The sequence below is a fragment of the Primorskyibacter sp. S187A genome (assembly GCF_049800955.1).
Classification (GTDB): Bacteria; Pseudomonadota; Alphaproteobacteria; order Rhodobacterales; family Rhodobacteraceae; genus JAKVBH01.
This window is the reverse complement of the sequence record NZ_JBNAGA010000002.1, coordinates 771,687-788,266: the sequence shown is the minus strand read 5'-3', so window position 1 is coordinate 788,266 and position 16,580 is coordinate 771,687. Positions and strand designations below refer to the sequence as shown.

At 56.1% G+C, this 16,580-nt stretch carries 18 protein-coding genes; 9 read left to right on the top strand and 9 right to left on the bottom strand.

What is annotated here, in order from left to right:
* The first annotated feature begins 29 nt into the window (after positions 1 to 29).
* From cysQ to ACP15S_RS14785, 7 genes are all read left to right on the top strand, one after another.
* Entirely contained in the window at positions 30 to 827 is a 798-nt protein-coding gene (gene cysQ, locus ACP15S_RS14815; protein WP_425040413.1) for a 3'(2'),5'-bisphosphate nucleotidase CysQ, read from the top strand.
* Entirely contained in the window at positions 733 to 2,028 is a 1,296-nt protein-coding gene (locus ACP15S_RS14810; protein WP_425040412.1) for a glycosyltransferase family 2 protein, read from the top strand. The genes cysQ and ACP15S_RS14810 overlap by 95 nt, the downstream gene beginning before the upstream one ends.
* Before the next feature lie 121 nt (positions 2,029 to 2,149).
* Positions 2,150 to 3,043 carry a UTP--glucose-1-phosphate uridylyltransferase GalU gene (galU, locus tag ACP15S_RS14805; RefSeq protein WP_425040411.1) on the top strand — a complete coding sequence of 298 codons (894 nt, stop codon included), beginning with the start codon at positions 2,150 to 2,152 and terminating at the stop codon, positions 3,041 to 3,043.
* A gap of 57 nt (positions 3,044 to 3,100) precedes the next feature.
* Positions 3,101 to 4,258 (top strand): glycosyltransferase family 4 protein, encoded by a 1,158-nt coding sequence (locus tag ACP15S_RS14800; protein ID WP_425040410.1) that lies wholly within the window; start codon positions 3,101 to 3,103, stop codon positions 4,256 to 4,258.
* Positions 4,259 to 4,360: 102 nt separating this feature from the next.
* On the top strand, positions 4,361 to 5,311 hold the full coding sequence (locus ACP15S_RS14795; protein WP_425040409.1) for a glycosyltransferase family 2 protein: 951 nt from the start codon (positions 4,361 to 4,363) through the stop codon (positions 5,309 to 5,311).
* A complete protein-coding gene (locus ACP15S_RS14790) occupies positions 5,308 to 7,008 on the top strand; it encodes a beta-1,6-N-acetylglucosaminyltransferase (RefSeq protein WP_425040408.1) in 1,701 nt (566 codons plus the stop codon). Before ACP15S_RS14795 ends, ACP15S_RS14790 begins: the two co-directional genes overlap by 4 nt.
* A gap of 3 nt (positions 7,009 to 7,011) precedes the next feature.
* Entirely contained in the window at positions 7,012 to 8,442 is a 1,431-nt protein-coding gene (locus ACP15S_RS14785; protein ID WP_425040407.1) for a sulfotransferase family 2 domain-containing protein, read from the top strand.
* A 47-nt stretch (positions 8,443 to 8,489) separates the two neighbouring features.
* Here the strand turns inward: ACP15S_RS14785 and ACP15S_RS14780 are convergent, their stop codons facing one another.
* From ACP15S_RS14780 to ACP15S_RS14755, 6 genes are all read right to left on the bottom strand, one after another.
* Positions 8,490 to 8,954 (bottom strand): PTS sugar transporter subunit IIA, encoded by a 465-nt coding sequence (locus ACP15S_RS14780; RefSeq protein ID WP_425040406.1) that lies wholly within the window; start codon positions 8,952 to 8,954, stop codon positions 8,490 to 8,492.
* Between the two features lie 24 nt (positions 8,955 to 8,978).
* Complete coding sequence (gene hpf, locus ACP15S_RS14775; protein ID WP_425040405.1) at positions 8,979 to 9,542, bottom strand: ribosome hibernation-promoting factor, HPF/YfiA family; 564 nt, start codon at positions 9,540 to 9,542, stop codon at positions 8,979 to 8,981.
* 214 nt (positions 9,543 to 9,756) lie between these two features.
* The gene (gene lptB / locus ACP15S_RS14770) at positions 9,757 to 10,515 is read right to left on the bottom strand and encodes an LPS export ABC transporter ATP-binding protein (protein ID WP_425040404.1); all 759 of its coding nucleotides are present in this window, start codon (positions 10,513 to 10,515) and stop codon (positions 9,757 to 9,759) included.
* Positions 10,515 to 11,015 carry a lipopolysaccharide transport periplasmic protein LptA gene (lptA, locus tag ACP15S_RS14765; RefSeq protein ID WP_425040403.1) on the bottom strand — a complete coding sequence of 167 codons (501 nt, stop codon included), beginning with the start codon at positions 11,013 to 11,015 and terminating at the stop codon, positions 10,515 to 10,517. The genes lptB and lptA overlap by 1 nt, the downstream gene beginning before the upstream one ends.
* A 4-nt stretch (positions 11,016 to 11,019) precedes the next feature.
* Entirely contained in the window at positions 11,020 to 11,559 is a 540-nt protein-coding gene (gene lptC, locus ACP15S_RS14760) for an LPS export ABC transporter periplasmic protein LptC (RefSeq protein ID WP_425040402.1), read from the bottom strand.
* 120 nt (positions 11,560 to 11,679) lie between these two features.
* On the bottom strand, positions 11,680 to 12,291 hold the full coding sequence (locus tag ACP15S_RS14755; RefSeq protein ID WP_425040401.1) for a ribonuclease D: 612 nt from the start codon (positions 12,289 to 12,291) through the stop codon (positions 11,680 to 11,682).
* 796 nt (positions 12,292 to 13,087) lie between these two features.
* On the opposite strand from ACP15S_RS14755, the gene ACP15S_RS14750 reads away from it, so the two are divergent.
* A complete protein-coding gene (locus tag ACP15S_RS14750) occupies positions 13,088 to 13,774 on the top strand; it encodes a sugar transferase (protein ID WP_425040400.1) in 687 nt (228 codons plus the stop codon).
* A 67-nt stretch (positions 13,775 to 13,841) separates the two neighbouring features.
* Positions 13,842 to 14,234 carry a VOC family protein gene (locus tag ACP15S_RS14745; RefSeq protein ID WP_425040399.1) on the top strand — a complete coding sequence of 131 codons (393 nt, stop codon included), beginning with the start codon at positions 13,842 to 13,844 and terminating at the stop codon, positions 14,232 to 14,234.
* On the opposite strand, the gene ACP15S_RS14740 is transcribed toward ACP15S_RS14745, so the two are convergent.
* The 3 genes from ACP15S_RS14740 to ACP15S_RS14730 all read right to left on the bottom strand — a co-directional run bounded on the left by ACP15S_RS14740 (position 14,231) and on the right by ACP15S_RS14730 (position 16,496).
* Positions 14,231 to 14,782 carry an NADPH-dependent FMN reductase gene (locus ACP15S_RS14740; RefSeq protein ID WP_425040398.1) on the bottom strand — a complete coding sequence of 184 codons (552 nt, stop codon included), beginning with the start codon at positions 14,780 to 14,782 and terminating at the stop codon, positions 14,231 to 14,233. The genes ACP15S_RS14745 and ACP15S_RS14740 overlap by 4 nt on opposite strands.
* 71 nt (positions 14,783 to 14,853) lie before the next feature.
* On the bottom strand, positions 14,854 to 15,534 hold the full coding sequence (locus ACP15S_RS14735) for an OmpA family protein (RefSeq protein WP_425040397.1): 681 nt from the start codon (positions 15,532 to 15,534) through the stop codon (positions 14,854 to 14,856).
* A gap of 122 nt (positions 15,535 to 15,656) precedes the next feature.
* Positions 15,657 to 16,496 (bottom strand): bifunctional helix-turn-helix domain-containing protein/methylated-DNA--[protein]-cysteine S-methyltransferase, encoded by an 840-nt coding sequence (locus ACP15S_RS14730; RefSeq protein WP_425040396.1) that lies wholly within the window; start codon positions 16,494 to 16,496, stop codon positions 15,657 to 15,659.
* Between the last annotated feature and the right edge of the window lie 84 nt (positions 16,497 to 16,580).

Here is a 16,580-nt window from a genome sequence, read left to right as displayed (position 1 = left end):
TTCGGGAAATGCCGAATGAGGACAGAATAGTGGAACATGAAAAACTCACTCAAGTGATGCGGGCGCTCGCGCTTGAGGCTGGCGACGCGATCATGGAAATATACGAGGCGGATGATTTCGATGTGAAAGTCAAATCAGATGACAGCCCTGTCACAGCGGCAGACGAAGCGGCAGACGCCCTGATTTCCAAAGGATTGCGCGCGGCATTTCCCGATGTCACCCTCGTGACGGAAGAACAATCTGCCACACATTCTGATCACGCCGACAGCTTCCTGATCGTGGATCCTTTGGACGGAACTAAAGAATTCATCAACAGGCGAGGCGATTTCACAGTCAACATTGCATATGTGGAGCATGGCGTTCCAATTCGAGGCGTCGTCTATGCCCCTGCCAAGAACCGGTTGTTCTACACGGACGCCGCAGGGCAATCTGTTGAGGAAATTGGCCCCTTCGAAACCCACACTGCCGGGACCACCGAAGCCATCAAAGTGCGTCAGCCCGATACGGATGCGCTCCTTGTCGTGGCCTCCAAATCCCATCGCGATCAAGCGACCGATGACTATATCGCACAGTATAGTGTGGCCGATATGAAGAGCGCTGGATCATCGCTCAAGTTCTGCCTCGTGGCCACAGGGGAGGCCGATTTCTACCCGCGTCTGGGCCGCACGATGGAATGGGACACCGCGGCTGGCCATGCCGTTTTGCAAGGCGCGGGCGGCCACGTCGTGCGTTTTGACGATCATAGCCCCCTCACTTACGGCAAATCGGACTACGCCAACCCGTTCTTCATTGCCTACGCGCCGGGCATTACGTTGCAGAAGGGCTAGTTGTATCGCTGATCGCACAACATCGGTTGTCGTTGTCTCGCGCCACCGACCTGTCGCGTTGCAGCGCTGTTTGCTTGGGCTGTCTCAGCTCCTGCAAGACGCGTTCGAAGTGGTGGTTGTCTGCGAACAAAATGCAGCTCAAACCCTGCGGCACGGTCCGTTCTCGGATTGCACGAAGATTGTCGCTTTCGATGAACCCAATATCTCCCGTGCACGCAACCTGGGGCTTGCCCGGGCTGCGGGAGACATCGTTGCATTTATCGATGACGATGCGGTGCCTGAGCCCACCTGGCTGACCACTTTGACAGCGCCCATCGTCCAAAACCGTGCAGATGCCACTGGTGGCTTCGTGCGCGGGCGCAATGGCATTTCGTTTCAGTGGAAGGCGTCCACCGTCGATCAAGCGGGTCGCAGCTATATGGCCCAACCGCAACAGGATGTGCCGGAGAGTCATGTCTGGCGCACCGAAGGCACCAACATGGCGTTCCGTCGCAGCCTTTTGGTAGATGCCGGAGGGTTCGACGAACGGTTTCACTTTTTCCTGGAAGAAACCGACCTGAACCGCCGCCTTGCTGCCCGCACCGTCATTGTCCCGGAAGCACAGGTCCATCACGGCTTTTTGGCCAGCGTGCGCCGCAGATCAGACCGTGTCCCGACGGACCTGCAGGAGATTGGCGCCAGCACAGCGCTGTTTCTCGCCAAGCATGCTCCGGCGGAGATGCAAACCCGTCTTGACGAAGTGCGTCGCGAACAACGCGCACGTTTGTTGCGCCATATGGTTGCAGGACGCCTGGAACCGCGCGACATCAGGACGATCCTGCAAAGTCTGGAGGACGGCATATTGCAGGCCTCCACGCGCCAAGAGAGCCAGCCGCACTTTCCGCAACCACCTGCATTTTTGGCCTTTCGACGCGCGCAACCAAATACGGCACGGATCTTTGCAGGCCATCGCGCGCAAAAGGCGCTGCTTCTTGCACAGGCAAAAAAGGCCCTCGATGATGGGACGCGACCAACTGTCATTCTGTTTTCGCGCGACATACGTTATATGCAGGTGAAATATGTCGCACCCGGTGTGTGGCTGCACGAGGGTGGGCAATTTGGCAAAGCGGAAAGGCATGAACCTTTTTTTCAGTTCTGCTCGCTAGATGAGCGGATTGAGCGAGAAACCGCGCGTATAGGGCCTTTACGGGGAATTGGGTGAGGAAAACCTCCATTGATAAACAACCCAAAAGTCATGAAAATGCCAAGGTGATGTCGTGCCAAGGGCACATGCATTCGTGTATAGTGACGCGTAAATTGAACGATTGTTTAGGGGCTGACACATGCGGAACAAAGTAACCAAGGCGATTTTTCCCGTCGCCGGTCTGGGGACACGTTTCCTTCCCGCGACCAAATCTGTCCCGAAAGAGATCATGACGCTGGTTGACAGGCCTCTGATCCAATACGCAATCGATGAAGCCCGGGCCGCAGGCATCAAAGAGTTCATCTTTGTAACGTCGCGCGGCAAAGGCGCTTTAGAAGATTACTTTGACCATTCTCCGCAGCTTGAAGCTGAGTTGCGCAAGAAAGGCAAAGACGATCTTCTTGAAGCCCTCAAGAGCACGAATATGGAAAGTGGCGCTATCGCCTACATTCGCCAGCATCGTGCTTTGGGGCTGGGTCACGCGGTCTGGTGTGCCCGCAGGCTCATCGCAAACGAGCCTTTTGCCGTTATTCTCCCTGATGACGTGATTGCCGCTGAAACGCCTTGTTTGCAGCAAATGGTTGAAGCCTACGAGGAAACCGGAGGTTCCATGGTTGCGGCGATGGAAGTGCCCGTCGCCCAGACCAGCTCCTACGGGATGCTGGATGTTGCCGAGGATCACGGACGCATCGTGAACGTGCAGGGCATGGTTGAAAAACCCGCGGCCGGGGAAGCGCCTTCCAACCTGGCCGTCATTGGGCGCTATATTCTCACGCCTGATGTCTTGCGAAACCTCAACAAGATGAAGCAAGGAGCGGGCGGTGAAATCCAACTGACCGATGCCATTGCGCAGGAAATCGAAGACGGTCGTCCTGTGCATGGCGTTCGCTTCACGGGCCAACGGTTTGACTGTGGTTCAAAAGCGGGCTTTTTGCAGGCAACAGTTGCCTTCGGGTTGGCGCGCGACGATCTGCGGGATGCGTTGCAGGACTTCCTCAAGGAAATCATGCACGTGGACCAAGCTGCTCAGTAATCCCGTCACCGGGCGGCGTGGGTGCGACACGCGCCGCGCAACGCGAGCTGCCCAACCGTGACGCGTCTTTTAGACATCACACGTCTCTTGCGGCGCGCAGGTCGGACAATGACCGGCATCGACCGCGTTGAATTTGCGTATTTGACGGAGTTGACCAAACGCGATGGCGAAATGTTCGCCTTCGCGCGCACGCGTCTCGGCTATGTCCTCCTCGATAAGCAAGGCGCTCAGGCCATGGCCTCGGCCTTTAAGACAGGGTCTTTTGATCCGCTGGACGCATTGGGGCGCGCCGCACCCCACCGGGACATGCGCATACGGCGCGCAGAAGCGACAGCGCGGCGCCATGCCATCGCAAGATGCCTGCCACAGCGCTTGCGGCGCATGCTGACGCGCCACCTGCCGGACGGCGTCCGCTACATCAATGTGGGCCACTCGAACTTCACCGATCGCGTCCTGTCTGCCTTGGTACATTGCAAGGCAAAGGTCAGTGTTTTGGTGCACGACGTTATTCCACTGGAAGCGCCCCAATGGCAGCGTTCAGGCGCCGCAGAGGCCTTCAAACGGTTTTTACGTCGGGTTGATGCCCATGCTGACCTAATCATCTACAATTCCGCCGACACGCGTGATCGCAGCGAGCGCTTTCTGTCAAAAACCCACGATTGCGTTGTCGCACATCTCGGCGTCACTCTGACAGAGCCCGAGCCGCTCCCACCTCAATTTCGGATTGATGCCCCCTATTTCGTCTGCCTGAGCACGATTGAACCACGCAAAAACCATGGCTTTCTTCTGGACCTTTGGGCCGAAATGGGGCCAAACGCGCCTTTACTGGCTATCGCGGGCACCCGTGGCTGGAACAACGAAGAGGTTTTTCGCAAGCTGGATGCCAAACCCGATCAGGTCAAGGAGATCGCAGGTCTCTCGGATGGCAGCATGACGACACTGCTTGAAGGGTCTCAAGCTCTGCTCTTCCCGTCTCATTTGGAGGGCTTTGGATTGCCTCCGGTTGAAGCAGCGGCCCTTGGTGTCCCTGTGCTTGCCAATGATCTGCCGGTTCTGAAGGAAGTCTTGGGCGACATCCCCATTTACGAAACAGTCTCAGAGCCTTATCGTTGGCGCCAGAAAATAGAAGAACTGGCAGAGCAGCGATATAAACCCAAGGCGTTTGTGCCGCCATCCTGGGCGGAGCATTTCAACATTGTCTTAATGTTGACTTGATAGCCACAACGCCATTGAGTGTCGCCAAGGAGACATTGGCAGGTGGGCCTATGGCAGTCATATCGCCTTCGGCTGCAGCGTAAACGCTGGCGATTGCGCGCCATGCGCAAATCGCGCGAGCTGCGCTGCGTCGCAGACCGGACGGATCAAATCCGCCCCGGCGATATTTTCGTGATGTGCACACAGCGCAATGAATTCCGGCGCCTGCCTTACTTCCTCAAGTATTATCGCGATCAAGGCGTGAACCATTTCTTCTTTGTCGACAACGGCAGCGATGATGGCTCATTGGATTACCTTGCCGAGCAAAGCGATGTGTCAGTCTGGCAAACCAATGCCAGCTACAAGCGCGCGCGATTTGGTGTCGATTGGCTCAACTGGCTGTGCATGAAATATGCTCATGGACACTGGGTGCTGACCGTGGATCCCGACGAGTTTTTCCTCTATCCTTTTTGCGATACCCGGCCGCTGCGTGCATTGACCGATTGGTTGGATGCATCATCCATCAAGTCTTTTTCAGCAATGTTGCTGGACATGTACCCCAAAGGCCCGATCAACGCGCAGCCTTACCAAACCGGACAGAACCCCCTCGAGATCGCCAATTGGTTTGATCCCGGGAACTACACGATTGAACGCAACTCCCGATTTGGCAATCTTTGGATACAGGGCGGCCCACGCGCCCGCGTTTTCTTCAAAGAAAGCCCTAAGAAAGCGCCGGCGCTCAACAAGATTCCGTTGGTCAAATGGAATAGCCGCTACGCCTATGTCAGCTCAACACATATGCTGCTGCCACGGGGGTTGAACCTCGTCTATGACGAATGGGGCGGCGAAAAAGCATCCGGGGTTTTGCTACATACCAAGTTCCTCGATACGTTCTCTGAAAAAGCCCTCGAAGAGCTTGAACGCAAACAGCACTACGCCGGTTCGGTTGAATACAAGGCCTATGCCGCGACGGTGCAGGATAACCCTGACTTGTGGTGCAAATGGTCTGAGAAATACATCAACTGGCGACAGTTGGAGATATTGGGCCTTATGTCAAAAGGGAACTGGGCGTGAGCCTCGGGGTCGTCATGTTGTGCCACACGGCACTGGGCCGCGCGGAACAAGTCGCGCGGCACTGGGCGCAGGCCGGGTGCCCCGTCGTGATCCATGTTGATAAAAACGTGCGGCGAGAGGCCTATCGCGCATTTGTCCAGGCCTTGTCAGACATTCCGCATATCCAGTTTTCGCGGCGCTTCCGCTGTGAATGGGGCACATGGGGCATCGTCGCCGCATCGCAGGCTGCAAGCGAGCAATTGCTGCGGGAGTTTTCAGATGTGCGGCACGTCTACTTGGCCTCCGGGTCCTGCCTGCCATTACGCCCCGTAGAAGAGCTCGTTGACTATCTAGCCGCCCGTCCTCGCGTTGATTTCATAGAAAGCGCGACGACGGCCGATGTGCCTTGGACAGTTGGGGGCTTGGATGCCGAACGCTTCACCCTTCGCTTCCCGTTCAGTTGGCGTAAGCATAGGTATTTGTTCGATAAATTCGTTTCTATCCAAAGACGGCTTGGCTATGCGCGGCGTATTCCCAATGACCTTGTCCCCCATATGGGCAGCCAATGGTGGTGTCTCACGCGCCAAACCCTGAGCGCCATTTTACAAGACCCGGATCGGCCACGCTATGACGCATATTTCAAACGCGTCTGGATTCCCGATGAAAGCTATTACCAAACCCTCGCCCGCCTCTACAGCACGCAAATAGAAAGCCGGTCGCTGACCCTTTCCAAATTCGATTTTCAGGGCAAACCCCACATTTTCTATGATGATCACTTGCAGCTGCTGCGGCGCTCCGATTGCTTTGTCGCCCGGAAAATCTGGCCGCATGCCGAGGGCCTCTATCGCGCTTTTCTGACCGATCCCGATGGTGCCATGAAAAGCACGGAACCAAACCCCGGCAAGATTGATCGCATCTTTGCCAAAGCCGTCGAGAGACGCACCAGAGGCCGCCCCGGCCTCTACATGCATTCGCGCTTTCCCAACGAAGATTGGGAAAACGGCGTGACCGCGGGAGAATACTCGCTATTCCAAGGGTTTACCGAACTGTTTGAGGATTTCGAACCTTGGCTTGCCAAAGCAACTGGCGCACGGGTTCATGGACATCTTTATGGCCCGGATCGTGCGGAATTTGCAGACCAGCAAAGCGTGATGAACGGTGCTCTTTGTGATACCGCGATGCTCCGGGACGCCAATCCCCGCGCGTTCCTGACCAACCTGATTTGGAACACACGCGGCGAACGGCAGTGCTTTCAGTATGGCCCCGCCGATAATCAGGACATCGTCTGGGATGTTGCGAAAGATCCAAATGCCCAAATCGCCGTGATTTCAGGGGCCTGGGCCGTTCCGCTTTTCAAATCCAACTCCGACTTCGCGGAACTGCGGCAGCAGGCGGCGCACCTGCAACGCATCGAGGCAAAAGCCCTCGACGCCTACCGCTCGCCCTATGCCAAGGCGCGGGTGCGCATCTGGACCATGGCGGAGTTCATCGAAAGCCCGATGGAACCATTGCAGAGCATTATCGATGAAATCACCGTGCGGCCCACGCGTCGTTTGGCGGAAGTCCCCCGCATGATTGATCTCGCAGGCTTCGGCCAATTCCTGCAAAATCTTAAAAATCAGGGCATGCATCCCTATCTCATGGGCGATTTCCCCGTTGATCCGTTGCCCCATCAAGGCCGGACACCCCAACCACGCAAACCCTATCTGGTGAAGTAACAGATGACTGCGCCGTTCGACTACTTCGTCGTCTTCGCCGAGATGCGCACGGGCTCAAATTTCCTTGAGGCGAACCTGAACCTGTTTGACGGCATCAGTTGTTTGGGTGAGGTATTCAACCCCTACTTCATTGCCTATCCAAATCGCACTGAAGTTCTGGGGATGACGCAAGCTGAGCGTGACAGAGATCCCGTATCACTGTTAGAGCGCATCAAGTCTCAATTCGGCCAGCTCGCCGGTTTTCGGTATTTCCACGACCATGATCCGCGCATCCTGCAGCCGATGCTGGATGATCCACGGTGTGCCAAGATCGTTTTGACGCGCAATCCGATCGACAGCTACGTGAGCTGGAAGATCGCCCAAGCCACAGATCAATGGAAGCTCACTGATGTAGCCAAGCGCAAAGACGCCAAAGCCCGCTTTGACGCCAAGGAATTTGAAACGCATGTCGCTGCACTTCAAACATTCCAGATCACCCTGCTCAACGCCCTGCAAACGCGCGGACAGACACCATTTTACGTGGGCTATGATGATCTGAACTCACTGGATGTCATGAATGGCCTGGCCCTTTGGCTCGGGATCGACGCACATCTGTACAGCCTCGATTCCAAAATGAAGCGGCAAAACCCTGCTCCGCTCTCCCAGAAGGTCGAAAACTTCGACGCGATGGAACAGGCTTTGTCGCGGTTTGATCGGTTTGACCTCACGCGGACACCCAATTTCGAGCCCAGACGCGGACCCGTTGTGCCCGGATACGTCGCCGCTGCGAAGGCGTCGGTGATGTACATGCCCATTCGAAGCGGGCCGGAAAAAGCTGTTTGCGCTTGGCTCGCGTCACTGGATGAAACGGGTGTGGCTGCTTTACTCTCTGACTTCAACCAAAAGACACTCAGACAATGGATGCGCGCGCATCCGGGCCACCGGCGCTTTTGCGTGCTACGCCATCCTGTCTTGCGCGCCCACACCGCGTTTTGCGACAAGATTTTGAACACCGGCCAAGGCTCTTACAAACAGCTGCGCCGCAAACTCGTTAATCGGTTTGGGGTGAACTTGCCGGATGAGCAGTGCGACATGTCTGGCTACGATGCGGACGCGCATCGCACAGCTTTCAAGAGCTTTCTTGCGTTTCTCCAACAAAATCTTAATGGCCAAACGGCAATCCGCGTTGATGCACATTGGTGCACGCAAACCGCGGCCCTCCAAGGCATGGCGGATTTCGCAACGCCAGATGTCGTCTTGAGAGAGACGGAACTGGAACAAGCCCTGCCAGCCCTGGCCCAAGCCGCGGGCTGTGAACGCCATGTACCTTTTATGGCTGCGCAAGACGTGGCGCCCTACACGTTGACGGATATCTATGACGAAGAGATTGAAGCGCTGACACGCGCTGCCTATCAGCGTGACTATATCTCGTTTGGATTCAGGGATTTCGCATAAAAAAGCCCCGCACTTTTGCAGGGCTTTCCTTGATACATCCGAGCGCGTTAGGCCGCCTTGACGTCTTCGCCTTCTGTCAGAATGGCGTGCAACGTCGCCGGGTCCGAATTTGCACGTAGCTTCGTGCAAAAAGCTGTTTCCCGCAGTGTTCTTGACACCAGTGCCAGCGCTTTCAGATGTTCCACCCCGGCGTCTTCCGGCGCGAACAATCCAAACAGGATATCAACGGGCTGACGATCGACGGCATCAAAATCAATTGGCGTCTCCAAGAGAATGAACACACCCACGCAACGCTCCAGATCAGGCAGACGCGCATGTGGCAGTGCGACGCCCTGCCCCACACCCGTTGGCCCCAGACTTTCTCTGTCCAAAAGTGCTTCAAGTACGACAGACGCGTCCAGATCGTAGGTCGATGCCGCAAGTTCGGCGATCTCGTTCATCAAGCGCTTTTTGCTCGATGGCATCGACATGACCTTCACACCGCGTGCAGGAAGCAAACTCGATAGATCCATCTGGTCAACCTCTCAAGACCCAGCCTATTCCGGCTCGATCCATCCAACATTCCCATCATCCCGGCGATAGACGACGTTCACGTTGTTTTTCTCATTTCTAAAAACCAAAACCGGTGCACCCGCCAATTCCATTTGCATAACCGCTTCGCCTACGGTCAGTGACGGGATTTTGGTCTCCATTTCCGCGACGATTACCGGCGTGAGCGTATCGGGTTCCGACTCGATATCACCTTCGTCACCGGCGAGGATATAAGAAGAACCGCCCGATAGTTCAACAGGTTCTGCCCGTTCCCGATGATGATCTTTCAACCTGCGTTTGTAACGCCTCAGCTGCTTTTCCATTTTCTCGCCGCAACTGTCGAATGCCGCATAGATTTCCGTTGCATGCGCCTTCGCGGAGGCCGTCAGCCCGGTCGATAAGTGAACCGTTGCCTCGCAGATGAATTCATGAGCCGCTTTCGAGAAGATGATCGTCGCGTCCGTCGGCCGCTCTGCGTATTTTTGCACAATCGCGCCCAGCTCGTTTTTGACATGGATCTGTAACGCTTCGCCAATATCGATCTGCTTTCCGGAAATCTGGTAGCGCATGGGGTCTCCTTTCATTTGAGTCAGACAGCCTGCGACGGCGCACGGGTCGTCAACAGTCACGTATGTCTGATGGAGTTTGGCGCAGTGGACCATCGCTTCAATTCCATTGTCCCCTTGCGGAGGAGTAGGTGCAGTTGAAGCAGGGCGTCGTACTTTGCCATGTCGACATTGGACGAAAAAGCGCTCTACCTGTCAATCAAACAATGATTAACAGTCAAGATATCCGAAAGCTGTCACCCAGGTAGACCCGGCGTACATTCTCATTTTGAACAACGTCGTCAGGCGTCCCGGACATCAAGACCTTGCCGTCGTGCAAAATGTAGGCTCGATCCACAATTTCCAATGTTTCCCGAACGTTATGGTCTGTGATCAAGACGCCGATGCCCCGTTTCTTCAAATCCGAAACAAGCGCGCGGATATCACCAACCGAGATAGGATCGACGCCTGCAAAGGGTTCGTCCAGAAGAAGATAGGCAGGGTCTGCGGCAAGACAGCGCGCAATTTCAACGCGCCTGCGCTCCCCGCCGGACAAGGCCAAAGCCGGGGCTCGGCGAAGGTGTTCGATACTGAATTCAGAGAGCAACTCCTCAAGCCGTTCGCGGCGTTTGTGCCGATCACGCAAGGAGATATCGAGAATGGCTGAGATATTGTTTTCGACGCTCAGGCCGCGAAAGATCGACATCTCTTGCGGCAAATAGCCAATTCCGAGCTTCGCGCGTCGGTACATCGGCAGTGACGTGACATCCTGCCCGTCGATGGACACCGTACCGCCCTCTGCGGTGACCAAACCGGCGATTGCGTAAAATGTTGTTGTCTTGCCAGACCCATTGGGGCCCAGAAGAGCAACCACCTCACCGCGGTTCAACTCCATGCTGACATCGCGGATCACAAGGCGCTTGCGATAGCTCTTGCGCAAATTCGAAATGCGCAACCCCACTTTGCCCTCAGCGACCACAAGCTTGGCGCGGGCCATCAGTTTTGTTGCTCATTCGTCGTATCGCCTTGATACAGAACCGTTTTGACGCGGCCCGTCATCCGAGCCGTGTTGTCATTGAGATCCACTTCCATACGGTCTGACGTGAGCGCATTCTTTCCCTGGGTCAGCAAAACACTGCCTGTCATGACAATGATGCCACTTCCCACGTTATAATCCGCACGCTCCGCTTCCGCGGCCTCGGCACCAGACACCAATGTTACACCGCCGGTGGCCTCCATACGAGAAACGGAGCCGTCTTGCTCATCGTATATGATGCGCACCTTGGGCGCATTGAGCCGCATTTCGCCCTGACCAACCACAACATTGCCGGTAAAAATGGCATCGCCGTTTTCCTGGCTGACGTTCAGTTGCTCCGCCGTGACTTCGACAGGGGCATCGGGATCGGCCTGCACCGTGCCAAAGCCGACATTGGCTTCCTGCGCCGTGAGCCCCCCTGCGGAGAAAAGTAAAAAGAGCGATATCAAAAATGCGCGCATGACGTTACTCGTTGGCCGTTTCGCGTTTGTATACCAGCTTCACACCCTTTGTGAAAACCAATTGCACCTCATCAGATTGGCGGCCCGTCCGCTCGACAACCATGCCACCGGACGTAATACGCCCGGCCGGTCCAATCGCCTCAACGGGGCCGGGGCTCTCGGCGAAAGCTTCCTCAATATGGGCTTCCAAGAGCTCCGTGCGCACCTGATATCCGTTGGAACTTATCAGGGTGACATCCCCCGACAGTCGCAGGAGATCAGTCGCGTCGCTGTACACGGCATCTCGGGAAGTGATCGTCAAATCCGATCCGTCAGAATAGCCGATATGCGCGCGCAGCTCTTGCGCAAGAGTTCGGGCCGGATCTTCAGGATCGGGCCGCGCACTCTCCGCCTCAACAGTGATGGCGTCGCCTGCTTCTGTGCTGCCGGTATAAAAGGGGGATCGCATGCCGTCCGCGCCCGCCACGCGTTGGCGCAGATCCTCGAGATAGGGCAATTGGCCGTCCTCCGGGCTCGTGCGCGCAAAAAGAAATAACGTCGCCAACAAGGCGAGAGCGCCCAACGGCAAAAGCACTTTCAAGCCGTTTATGAAAGATGAGTAAGAAAAAAGAGCCAAGGCGATTGTCCTACATAGGCGGCACAGCCCCTATGTAGGCGCATTTGCTCAATGCGAAAAGATGTCCTGCTCCGGCCAGCCCGCCAAATCAAGCTGCGCGCGGGTTGGCAAGAAATCAAAACAGGACTGCGCTATCTCCAAACGCCCTTCCCGCTTCAATCGCTCAACCAAAACATCACGCAATCGATGCAGATACAGCACGTCCGACGCCGCGTACTCGATCTGAGCCGCGCTGAGATCTTGTGCACCCCAATCGCTTGATTGCTGTTGTTTCGAAATATCGACGGACAGCAGCTCCTGGAGCAGGTACTTCAACCCATGCCGGTCGGTGTATGTCCGAACCATTTTGCTGGCGATTTTTGTGCAAAAGACCGGGGCCGTCAGAACGCCAAACGCATTCAGCATGGCGGCGATGTCAAATCGGCCAAAGTGAAAAATCTTCACGACCTCAGGATCGACTAGCAACTTTTCAAGATTGGGCGCGCGTGTCTGCCCTTTGGCAATCTGAACCAGATGGGCCACCCCATCACCGCTGGACAATTGCACCACGCACAGGCGATCCCGATGCGGGTTCAGCCCCATGGTCTCACAATCGATGGCGACGCTGGGACCAAGATCGAGATCGTCGGGAAGATCATTTTGGTAAACGTGATGGGACATGGCAACCTCCGCTGGCCAAGCGCATTAGCCCTGCCGGACCGCCTTGGCAACCAATTGACGCCGAAGGGTCGGCAGCCCTTAGCCGCTCCGCGAATCGTAATCGCCAGCAACAAGCCCCAGCATTCAAAGAAAGCACAACCATAGCGTGTCTTTTCCACAGTACGTTGGTTAAGAAACAGTCTGTCTCCAAAAAGTGAAGAAAATGCTGCGACCGCATTTCCGCCCGAAACGGGTCCGCGCCGGAAGGTCTCAAAGACACCTGTCAAGGATTATGACACCGTAAGAAGTATGGCATCTCTGTGGCAGATTGTTTCCGATCAAAGGGCGCTGCTTTTCAGAAAATTGCGCGGCGATGTGTCAAACAGCCAAAACTAACCTGCATTGTTTCCAAATTGGAAAAGTACGGGTAAACGCGTTGCGGCTCTCGACTGACTCTACTTGGCGTCAATTCTCACGTCTCGCATGCAAACACGCCATGATTCGACGAAAAATTGACATGGTTAGTGGCGTTTTCCCCAACCTATCAAGGCTTTTGACGCAGCACCTGAACTTGACGCAAAGCAGCATCTGGGGTTTTGTCTACAAGTCGAGTGAAATTTGGCTCAAGTCGATTTCACATATTATCGGCACTTGGGGGTTGGTGCTTTCACTGTGAGTGTGAAGGGTACTTCGGAAGGTTAGTTAGGGGAACATCCCGCGCTGTAAGCTGCACTGCCTTGACTGGAACGGGCGTGCCATTCGCGTGACCATCTGCTGTCTCTTGCCTCGTCACCCGTGCCTCTGGAGGGGCGTTGGAATGACCATGCAATTGCGTCAGCCATATTCGGCTGGTGATTATGAGTTTGATCTCGCGCGTGATGCGAGAGCGCCCAATGGGGTGTATCGGAGTGTGTTCAAGAGAGCCTTCGATCTTGCCATTGTGGCTCTGCTCGCTTTGCCGGTGATGACAGTGGTTTTGATCTGCGCTCTTCTTGTCCTGGCCCGCGACGGTGCGAATCCGTTTTACCGCCAAAAGCGCATCGGCTTGAATGGTGAGCATTTTTGGATGTGGAAACTCCGCTCCATGGTGCCCAATGCAGACAAAGAGCTTCAAGGCTATCTTGCTGGCAACGCCGACGCACGCGCAGAATGGGAGCATTCCCAGAAACTGCGCGTCGATCCCCGGGTCACCCCGATAGGTCAATTTTTGCGAAAATCGTCTTTTGACGAATTGCCGCAATTGTTCAATGTTTTCCGCGGCGACATGTCGATCGTTGGGCCTCGCCCGATGATGACGTCGCAGCGCAGCCTCTACCCGGGGACTGCATACTATGCGATGCGCCCGGGCATCACAGGCTACTGGCAGATTTCAGTGCGTAACGAGTGTGGTTTTTCCGAGAGAGCTTTCTACGATACAGCCTATTTTTGCGACCTTTCGTTCTTCACGGACCTTAAGGTATTGTGGCGCACAGTACATGTTGTGCTGCGTGGCACCGGCTGCTGAGAACAAGCGCTTTTTTAGCAGGTGAAGCGGCGCCGCACTGGCGCTGCTTTATTGTTGGGAGATCTCGATGCGTGTCTTGTCACTGGATCACCTTGTTCTGACAGTTGCTGATATCCCGACAACATGTGCGTTTTACGAAGATGTTTTGGGCATGCGAGCGAGCGCTTTTCAGCCCGCGTCAGGCCCATCTCGCTGGGCGCTGCACTTCGGTGAACAAAAGATCAACCTGCATGAGGCCGGACGTGAGTTCGAACCGAAGGCAGACCGCCCGACAGCAGGAAGCGCCGATCTCTGTTTTCTCGCGTCAAGTTCCGTCGAAGACTGGCAGGCGCATTTGAAGAAGCATGCTGTTGCTATTGAAGAAGGCCCGGTCTGTCGCACTGGCGCGACCGGACCCATTCTGTCTTTCTACATACGCGACCCGGATCAAAACCTCATTGAGATTTCGTTTCCAACCTAGGCCTGGCTGCGCGCAACCTCATCACGCAAGGCAGACATCAACTTGCGCAACCCTTCAACCGAGCGTTCATTTGTAAGCTGACCAGAGTCATCAAAGGCCGAACCCGAGCCTGCGATCATGACTTCTGGACCTTGCAGCAAACGAGGTTGGAAAGCGACGAGACAATTGCGCAACATGACTTGGGTTCGCTCGCCACCAGCACGCCCCGCGGCAGCGGACAAAACCGCGACGGGCTTGCCCACCCAAGGCGCGCCTTCGGTTCGGGAGACCCAATCCAACGCATTCTTCAACACGCCACTGATGCCCTTGTTGTATTCCGGGCCAGAGATAACGACGGCATCTGCCGCCGCGATTTGATCCGCGAGTGTTTGTACGGAAGCCGGGATGCCACCACTGGCCTCAAGATCACCATCGTAGAGCGGGAGGCGCAGATCCGCGAGAGTGAAGGACGCTGGCTCAAATACGCGCGCAGCCTCTTTCACCAACATGGTGTTTGTTGAACCGCTGCGCAGAGCGCCCGAGATGCCTAAAAGAGAATATTGCGCCATAAAAAACTCCTGCCTCATGTTGTTGAGGCAGAAGCTATGTCACTGGAGATCAAGCGCAAGGCCTGACTGCCTCAGGCGTTGGGGAGAATGACGATTTCGACCCGGCGGTTTTGCGCTTTGCCCTCCGGCGTCAGGTTGGACGCGACGGGCTGATCCTCGCCCCGGCCAATCGTCTGGATGCGACCCGGATTAACGCCCGCTCCGATCAGGACCGACGCGACCGCAGAGGCGCGCCGATCAGAGAGATCAAGGTTATACCCGGCATCGCCATCACTGTCGGTGTGGCCGATGACTTGAACGGTCGAGTTCGGATAGGCCTGCAGATTGCCCGCAACCGCTCTCAGATCGCGCTGCAGATCCGAGCGCACGGCGGTGCTGTCTGTGGCAAACAGGATGTCCTGCGGGAGCGTGACAATCAAGCGGTCGCCGGTGTTTGTGATGGTCGCATTTGTTTCGCCCAGATCGCGGCGCAGGTCTTCTTCCTGCCGGTCCAGGGCATTGCCGATGGCGGCCCCGCCCAAAGCACCGACGACAGCGCCTGTCGCGGCCGCGCGGCGCTTCTCATCAGGATCATCCCCGGCGGTCAAAAGGCCTGCCAAAGCACCCGCCGCCGCACCGATGGCTGCGCCAGTTTTGGCGTTGCGGTTTTCATTGGGGCCATTCGACGTATCAATAGGGCCGGAATGGGTGCAGGCCGTCAGCGCGATCACAGCTGCGCTCAACAACAAAAAAGGTTTGCGTATCAGGGTCATATCTTGCCTCGTAGGGTTGCCACGGTCTTGTGTGCCATGTCGTTCATGTTCTTATAGCTTCACGCTAGCGGAGGCCAAATACGATCGTAAGGGGAATCGGCGAAGTTTCGCCGCACAAGACGTCACATCCCCGTGCGCCCCGCCTCATATGCCAACATGGCGCGTTTGACAGGCAAGCCCCAATGATAGCCGCCCAATCCGCCTGATTTCCGCAGAGCCCTGTGGCATGGGATAAGCCATGAAATCGGATTGCGCCCGACAGCGGTCCCCACAGCACGCACGGCCTTGGGATGGCCAATGTGATCTGCAATCTCGGAATACGTTGTCACATGGCCCGTGGGGATTGTCAGCAAGGCTTCCCAAACCTTGATCTGAAACGGCGCACCGATCAGATACAATGGCGCTTCCGTCGCAGGTTCTGTTCCGAACGCCGCATTGACCCAAGGCGCAAGTCGCATCGGGTCTTCGACGTATTGTGCTTTGGGCCAACGGCTCTTGAGATCGGCCATCGCAGGCTCTGCCCCCGTTTCTGCGCTGAACCCGATACCGCAAATACCCTTGTCCGTTCCCATGACCAGCGCCGGGCCAAACGGGCTCTCGAACCACCCCCAAAAGATCGTCAGCCCCGCCCCTCCCTTGGCAAAATCTCCGGGGCTCATGGCTTCCCAACGCACAAAGAGATCATGCAGGCGCGATCCGCCCGAGAGCCCGGCGCCATGAGCTGCGGCCAAGGTGGTGAAACGTTCCTTCAAGAGCGTCTTGGCATGGCCCAAGGCCAGATATTGTTGATACCTTTTGGGAGAAACGCCCACCCATTGTGAAAACAGGCGTTGAAAATGCGCCGGGCTCATGCCCATCTCACTCGCCAGCGCATCCAGAGAAAGGCCCGCACCTTTTTCATCGATCAACTCGATGGCGCGGCGCACCACACCATAATGGTAGCTTTGCTCAAGGTCTGTCATAGCGATCTCCCTGTCTTGCCCAAGATGTAGCGAAATCGCGATCAGGTCTCGACCCGAATGATGCGCTTACCGGCGCGCCCTTGC